Source organism: Fulvivirga marina, from assembly GCF_016775155.1.
Taxonomy (GTDB): Bacteria; Bacteroidota; Bacteroidia; order Cytophagales; family Cyclobacteriaceae; genus Fulvivirga; species Fulvivirga marina.
In genome coordinates, this window is record NZ_JAEUGD010000045.1 from 21,932 (window position 1) to 28,961 (window position 7,030).

At 37.2% G+C, this 7,030-nt stretch carries 3 protein-coding genes; 2 read left to right on the forward strand and 1 reads right to left on the reverse strand.

Annotated features, from left to right (window positions below; translation table 11 throughout):
- Positions 1–76 precede the first annotated feature (76 nt).
- Positions 77–1,243 (reverse strand): S8/S53 family peptidase, encoded by a 1,167-nt coding sequence (locus JMN32_RS14870; RefSeq protein ID WP_202857141.1) that lies wholly within the window; start codon positions 1,241–1,243, stop codon positions 77–79.
- A gap of 353 nt (positions 1,244–1,596) precedes the next feature.
- Here JMN32_RS14870 and JMN32_RS14875 point away from each other — a divergent pair, with 353 nt between their 5' ends.
- Positions 1,597–5,475, forward strand: coding sequence for a tetratricopeptide repeat protein (locus JMN32_RS14875; protein ID WP_202857142.1), 3,879 nt, complete (start codon positions 1,597–1,599; stop codon positions 5,473–5,475).
- A gap of 642 nt (positions 5,476–6,117) precedes the next feature.
- The coding region (locus JMN32_RS14880; protein ID WP_394369178.1) for a hypothetical protein at positions 6,118–7,030 on the forward strand (913 nt) is incomplete at its 3' end.

Below are 7,030 nucleotides of genomic sequence, written 5' to 3' on the forward strand. Positions count from 1 at the left end.
ATTCACCAACTCTTTAGCGTGGACCTGTCTCATATTATAAAGTAACTTGTATGGTTCGTTCTATTCTCAATCAATATCATTTTATAATGAACCTGCCGGAAACAGGCTCTCCCGCACCAGTTTGTAAGCGGAATAAATACATTCCCGCTTCTAAATCAGAAACATCAAAAGTGACGTGATTGGTGCCTTTTAACATTTGCCCCTTTGAAAGTACAGAAACAAGTTGTCCCATAACGTTGTATAGTTCAAGTTTTCCATTTACTGTACTTGATAATGTGAATTTGAAATTTACCTGCCCCCGTGCAGGATTAGGAAATACAGAAACTCGTTTTGGATCATTCAAGTGATTCTCCGAGTTAATTGCACGCATGATACTATTGTAGTGAGGGATACCAAAGCCATAACCATTATCTGGCTCATTATAACGATTGCCAGCCATTCTAATAAGCTCAAGTACTTCCATGTTATTCAGATGAGGAAATGATTGCCATACACATGCCGCTAACCCGGCAACTAATGGCGCTGAAAATGAGGTCCCACTTGTAGATCCAATATACCCAAAACCATTGGCCACTACTGTCTGCTCACCTAATGCTACTACATCTGGTTTGATACGTCCATCTGCAGTAGGTCCCCGGGCACTAAAGTAAGATAAGTCTTCATTTGCGTTTACCGAACCAACTGCTAATACCGAATCTCCATCTGCTGGCGAATGAAGTTTAAGCCCCCAAGGGTCATAGGAGTTTCCTGAGCTACAGACAACCAGTATGCCCGTAGAGGCAGCGAAATCTGCCGCCAGGGAAATAATAGAACGATCACCTGTCAAATCTTTCATGGAGTAATCGTACTTCGGGTTATCGAATGTACTATACCCGAGGGATGAAGTAATAATATCTACCCCAAGGCTATCAGCACTTTCGGCTGCAACCAGCCAGAAAAACTCCTCTACAGGAAACTCAGAATGCACATCCTCTGTGACGAACAAATAAAAATCTGCCCCAAAAGCGGCTCCAATCAGCTCACCTTCCTGAAAGGCGGCAATGGTAGATAATACCTTTGTACCATGACTATGATCATCATAAACGTCCTCTTCATTCTCCACAAAATCATAACAGTATTTAATTCTATTTTCATTTCGTATTTTTTCAAAAGGAGCTGAATTATCTACACCAGGGAAGCCTGAATCCAATATGGCAATGGCTATGCCCTCCCCGCTGATTTCTCTCGAATGATAAGAGCGCATAGTGGAAGAAAGTAAGCTCCACTCCAATGAATTAATTTTTTCATGATAGGTAAATTTTGGTTTAAAATTATTTTAACTATCACAATCTTAGATTGATTAAATATTTTTAAACAGTCAAAAACAGCCATCAGGTGCTGAAATCAGTCATGTGCTGTCATTTACAGCCACAGAATGTCAAAATCGGACTTTTTCTGATGTTAGGGGAAGTTAATATCCCTTATTGATTGGTAAGATTTTCGGCAGGCATTATTTTACAAGCATGTTTTTAAACGAAATTATTCTATGTGGGTTATGCTTACTGAAATATGAGGTTGCCGTTATTCAAATTTCTTAAATCCCTAAAGTTGAGCGTAATGAAACCGTTTCTTCTATTTTTACTGATTAGCATTCAATTTACTGTAGCTTATTCACAAGATCGCGATGAAATTGACAGTCTAAAAAGAGTATTTGAAGGCAATGCTCCAGATACAATTCGTTTAGATGCTTGCAAGACACTTTCCCTTATGCTTTCCCAGGTAGACTCAGCTGCCACTGAACATTATATATTAAGAGGGAAGAGCCTTGCCCATAGGTTAAAAAACGAAGAGGCTGTGCTACACCTTGAGCTTTATAGAGGGTATAACTATTACATGGGTTGGCACTATGATAAGGCATTGAGTATTTATCAAACGGTTTTAGCAAAAAGTAAAATTAAAGATATAAAAACCGTAACAGCGGAAACGTTCAGATTTCTGGGTGACCTCTATTGGTATAAAGGGAAATATGACACAGCTATACATTATTATGAAGAAGCTGTAGTAATCTATTCTGTGTTAGATGACGACAAGGGCCTAGCCATTTCTCTAAGTAATATAGGCGAGAGTTATCATATTCAACGTGATTATGACAAGGCCAAGGCTTTTTATAATAATAGTTATGTTATTTATAAAAAGTTAGGGGACAAAAATGGCATGGCAGCATATTTTAGAAACCTGGGATATATTCACTCCTATCAGGGAAATCATGCTGAAGCTATTGACTTTTTTGATAAAGCTTTAAAAAGCTATGAAGAACTCGGTATTAATAATAAGGTTGCCTTATTATTGCTTGATTTGGGGAGTATTTATGCTCAAAAAGGTCAACATAAAAAAGCTATTTCTAACTACACGCAGAGTTTGAAAATGTTTGAAGCAGAAGGACATTATCTTACAGTAGCCGAAATGCTAACCAGAATTGGACTTCTTTATTATAATCAAGGCAACTATACCCAGGCACTTTCCTATTTTACATGTAGCCAAGAGATCAATGAGGAAAATAATGGCAGGCAAAATTTGGCTTATGTACTAAATCATATAGGCAACGTTCACAACGAGCAAGGAAATCGTTCAGCAGCTCTTTCTGCTTACAAAAAAAGTTTAGGTCAGTTTAGAGCAATTGAACATAAGCAGGGGGTGATTTACCCATTGAGCAATATCGCTTCCATTCAAGAAGATTTAGGTAACTATGACTCTGCAATTTTCTTTTACAATGAAAGCTTAAAAGTGAGCGAAGCATTAGGTGACAAAACCAATATGGCTAATGACCTAAAAAGAATAGGTCTGATACACCTCAAAAACTACGAAGAAGACTCAGCTTTTAAATATTTCGATCATGCTTTCAAATATTATGAAGAAAATAACGCGCTTAGAGAATTAAGAGAGGCATTTCAATCCATAGGCAGTTGGTATGAATCACAAGTTCAGCTTCCCAAGGCGCTTGACTTTTACTTTGATGCATTGCAAATATCCGAAGAGGTTAATGATACTTTGGGAATGGCTAAAGTCTATGGCCAAATAGCTGGAGTCTATCAAACACAGAAAAATGTTAATAAGACATTGGAGTACCTTGAGGAGTCACTCTATTTTTATGAGATAAATCACCATACATCCGGGATAGCTCAAACTAAAAACGATTTAGGTAAGTTACTAGCAGAGAAAGGGGAGTATAAACTAGCATTAACGTATTCTTTTCAAGCATTAGAAAATTATCTGCAGTTAAGCGATAGTTGTAGTTTAGGTAATTGTTTTTTGACAATTGCCAGTACGTACCGCTCCATTCAAAAATTAGATTCTTCATTATACTATTTAGACAAGTCCATACAACAAGCAGGCAAGTGCAACGAAGCAACTACATTAGCATTCGCCTATGTAGAAATTGGCAGGGTTTATCAACAGCAAAAACAGCCTTTTGCGGCAATCGAGTCGCTTGAAAAAGCCACAATACATGCGGAAAAGTCACAAAACAGATTGGCATTAAAAACAGCGTCAGAATACCTGTACCCATTGTACAAAGCAACAGGGCAAATGAAAAAAGCATTAACTACATTTGAGGTTTATCATGCCTATAACGACTCTCTCTTTAGCGATGTCATAACCAAAACAATTGCTCAAAAGGAAATGCAATATGCATACGAAAAAAAATGGAGAGAAAAACATATTATTAATCAACAAAAGGAGGCCCAACAGGTTCAGTCCCTAGCTCGACAGCGTTGGCTGATTTATCTCATTGCTGGTGCTTTACTTACCATGGTGGTCGTTATTTTTGCTTTTCACCGTAGTTATGTAAACAAGAAAAATATCAATGTTATTTTACAAGCAAAACATAAAGAGATCGCAAAACAAAAAGCAGAATTAGAAGAGCTTGATCATGTCAAGTCACGCTTTTTTGCCAATATCTCTCATGAATTACGTACACCGCTCACATTAATCAATGGCCCTATTCAAGGTTTACTCAACTCAAAAGAAGAGAATTTTACCCCTACTGAATTACAAACGTTACAAGTGATAGAGCGTAACAGCAAACAGCTTAAGAACCTGGTAAATGATATTCTGGATCTTTCCAAACTTGAATCTAATAAACTTGAAGTGGATAATGATACAGTTGCCATAAAAGCCTTACTCAATAGGGTAGCATCCTATATTGAAGACTTGTGCACTCACTTGGGAGTATCATATATCCAGTATTATGATCAGCTCTCCAATGATTGGTTACTTATAGATGCTCTAAAATTGGAGAAAATATTGCTTAATCTACTTTCAAATGCATTAAAGCATACACCTTCTGGCGGAAAAATTCAGTTGACCGCAACACGTGAAGATGACCGGCTGATTATTAAAGTAAGTGATACAGGCAAAGGTATTTCTTCCATTGATCTACCTTTCATATTCGAACGTTTTTATCAGAGCAAACAACCCGGTGCACCTTTACTGGGAGGCACCGGAATAGGACTGGCCCTCGCCAAGGATTTCACCAAATTAATGGGAGGGGAATTAACTGTGAAAAGTGAGGAAGGGAAAGGAAGCACTTTCATTCTCAATTTACCCTATGTACCAGTACAACCACCGGCCTTGGAGAAAATGATGTTAAAAGATGAGAAAGAAAGTGTTAGTTTAGCTCATTCAAAATTGCAGCCTAAAGCAGGGGAAAAGCACCACAACGTACTTATTGTAGAAGACAACCCAGACATGCAGCAGTTTGTGCAGGGATTGCTAAATGATAAGTACATAACAAGCCTGGCTCCCAATGGTAAAGCAGCCCTTCAAATACTCAAAGAAGAGGCTATTGATATCGTTATATCTGATGTAATGATGCCAGAAATGGATGGTTATGTATTATTAAAACATCTTAAAGACAGTGATAAATATCGGAATATTCCTGTAATCATGCTCACTGCATTGTACAGTGAAGGGCCTAAGCTTGAAGCGCTCACTTTGGGGGTAGACGATTATCTCTCCAAACCCTTTTCTCCCAAGGAGTTATTAGCGAGGGTTAGTAACTTGTTGGTCAGGCAAGAAGCACGCAAACAGTGGCAGCAAGAAGAACTTGTCCCTACCGCCCCTGAAAATTACAATAAGCATAATGATGAAGATGCTTTAAATATTAGTAACAATGAGGTGGTATGGATAAAAGCTGTAGAGTCGGTTATTAGAAAGGAGATAGAGAATGAGGAATTTAATATCTCAAAACTAGCCGATCAGTTTCATCTGAGTGAACGCCAGTTCAGAAGGAAAATAAGTAAAATAACAGGATTATCTCCCAAAAAGTATCAACAAGAAATAGCACTGAATATGGCTCGTGAATTATTGGAAAGCCGACGCTACACTAATGTTACGGCCGTGGCTTATTCAGTAGGCATACAACATGTTACACGTTTCTCCAGGCAATTTGAGGACAGGTTTGGCAAAAAGCCTGGCGAGTATTTTGAGTTTCATTGAGTTAATATGCTCGTCTTATTAAGATAGTGCCTTATAGATTTCAAGAAAGTTATATTCATAAGTGTTTCGTTATCAACCGACCTGCCTTTGAAGGCAAGAGCGCTGATGCACTTATTCAGAATGAAGCAGATTAAGTTATGAATAATCGCCACTTAATTCATAAAATCTTTTAGCCACTCTGTAAAGGTAAAATGTAAGTGATTAAAAATAAGCATCTTACATTATGACAATTTGGCAATGTCCTTTTCTGACAGTAAATGACCTATTTCGACAGCTCTGGTCGGGTTTAAGTTCCTACCTTAAAAAGGCTTTATCAAATATTTGATGCCTCACTAAAAGTACTGTTTTTAAGGTTCGATATCATCCGGATATGACAGTAAACTAAACATAGTTTATACGGCAAACAGATGAAAATTAAAACAGCCTTATAGATATTATTCAAAATGTAAGGGAGAATTTGAACTATGCTGATTGGAATAGTTCAGAGCTTTTCATTAAAAATCATGATGTCTCTAATAAAGAAATATAGTGGTGAATTGATGCCTAAAGTTATGCGATAAAAATGCCCTATGCTCACCATAAGCGTATGGCAAGGCATCTTCTGATTTTAAATTATGTGATACAATCAAGTATTGAATTTTTATGACTTACAAATCCATCACAAAAGAGGAAAATACTATTGCAAGAAAAGATTCTAAAAGAGCATTTACGGATGTTATGACAGAAATACATCAGGTTTCTGATAGAGCGATGAACTATGTACTTGCCTGTTATTTCCTATTAAGTGTTTTTTTAGCCCCTTTTCATGACACATATGTTCTTTCTATTTGCGTTGGGGGCCTCTCAATAGCAACCTATCTTACTATAAAGTGGCTTAAACCAGAAGGAAGGCTCCATCACTATGTTTTGAGTGGCATCTTTGCTGTTTTTCCTTCCTTATTTATATATCAAATTCAAGGACTATTTGATATGCATTTTACATTTTTAATAGGTTCAACGTTACTGATTACATATCGGTATTGGAATATAATGTTGCCACTTGCAATACTCACTATTGTGTTTCATATTCTATTCGCAGAACATCATTTTAACGAATTGGCAACAGAAAATGGTTTAGTTACCTATTTGTGGCATATAGCGCAAGTATTGGTCATTTACGCTATATGTGGTTACTGGGCTGAAAATCTTGGCAAAGACACTAAAACTATAACTTCTCAAAAAGCATCTTTAGCCATTCAAAAGGAAATTGAAATGCATAATGTTGATTTTGCCCAGGCTATAAGTTCCGGCAATTTAGAGGTGAAGCATAAGTACAGTTTTAACGATGAGGATAAACTTGGACAATCTCTTATAAAAATGCAAGATAACCTTCTCAAAGGACGTGAGCGAGATCTTTCAGAGAAGTTCATCAATGAAGGTATAGCCGAAATAACTGAGATTATTCGTCAGTTTAATGACAACCCGGACGAACTGGCTCATGAATTCGTAAGCAAAGTCGTTAAATATACCGGATGTAATCAGGGTGGCCTCTTTTTATTAGAAGATGAAAAAGACT

Coding starts and splice junctions, on each gene's coding strand:
- JMN32_RS14870 (WP_202857141.1), bottom strand. CDS start 1,243: ATGCGCTCTTATCATTCGAGAGAAATCAGCGGGGAGGGCATAGCCATT.
- JMN32_RS14875 (WP_202857142.1), top strand. CDS start 1,597: ATGAAACCGTTTCTTCTATTTTTACTGATTAGCATTCAATTTACTGTA.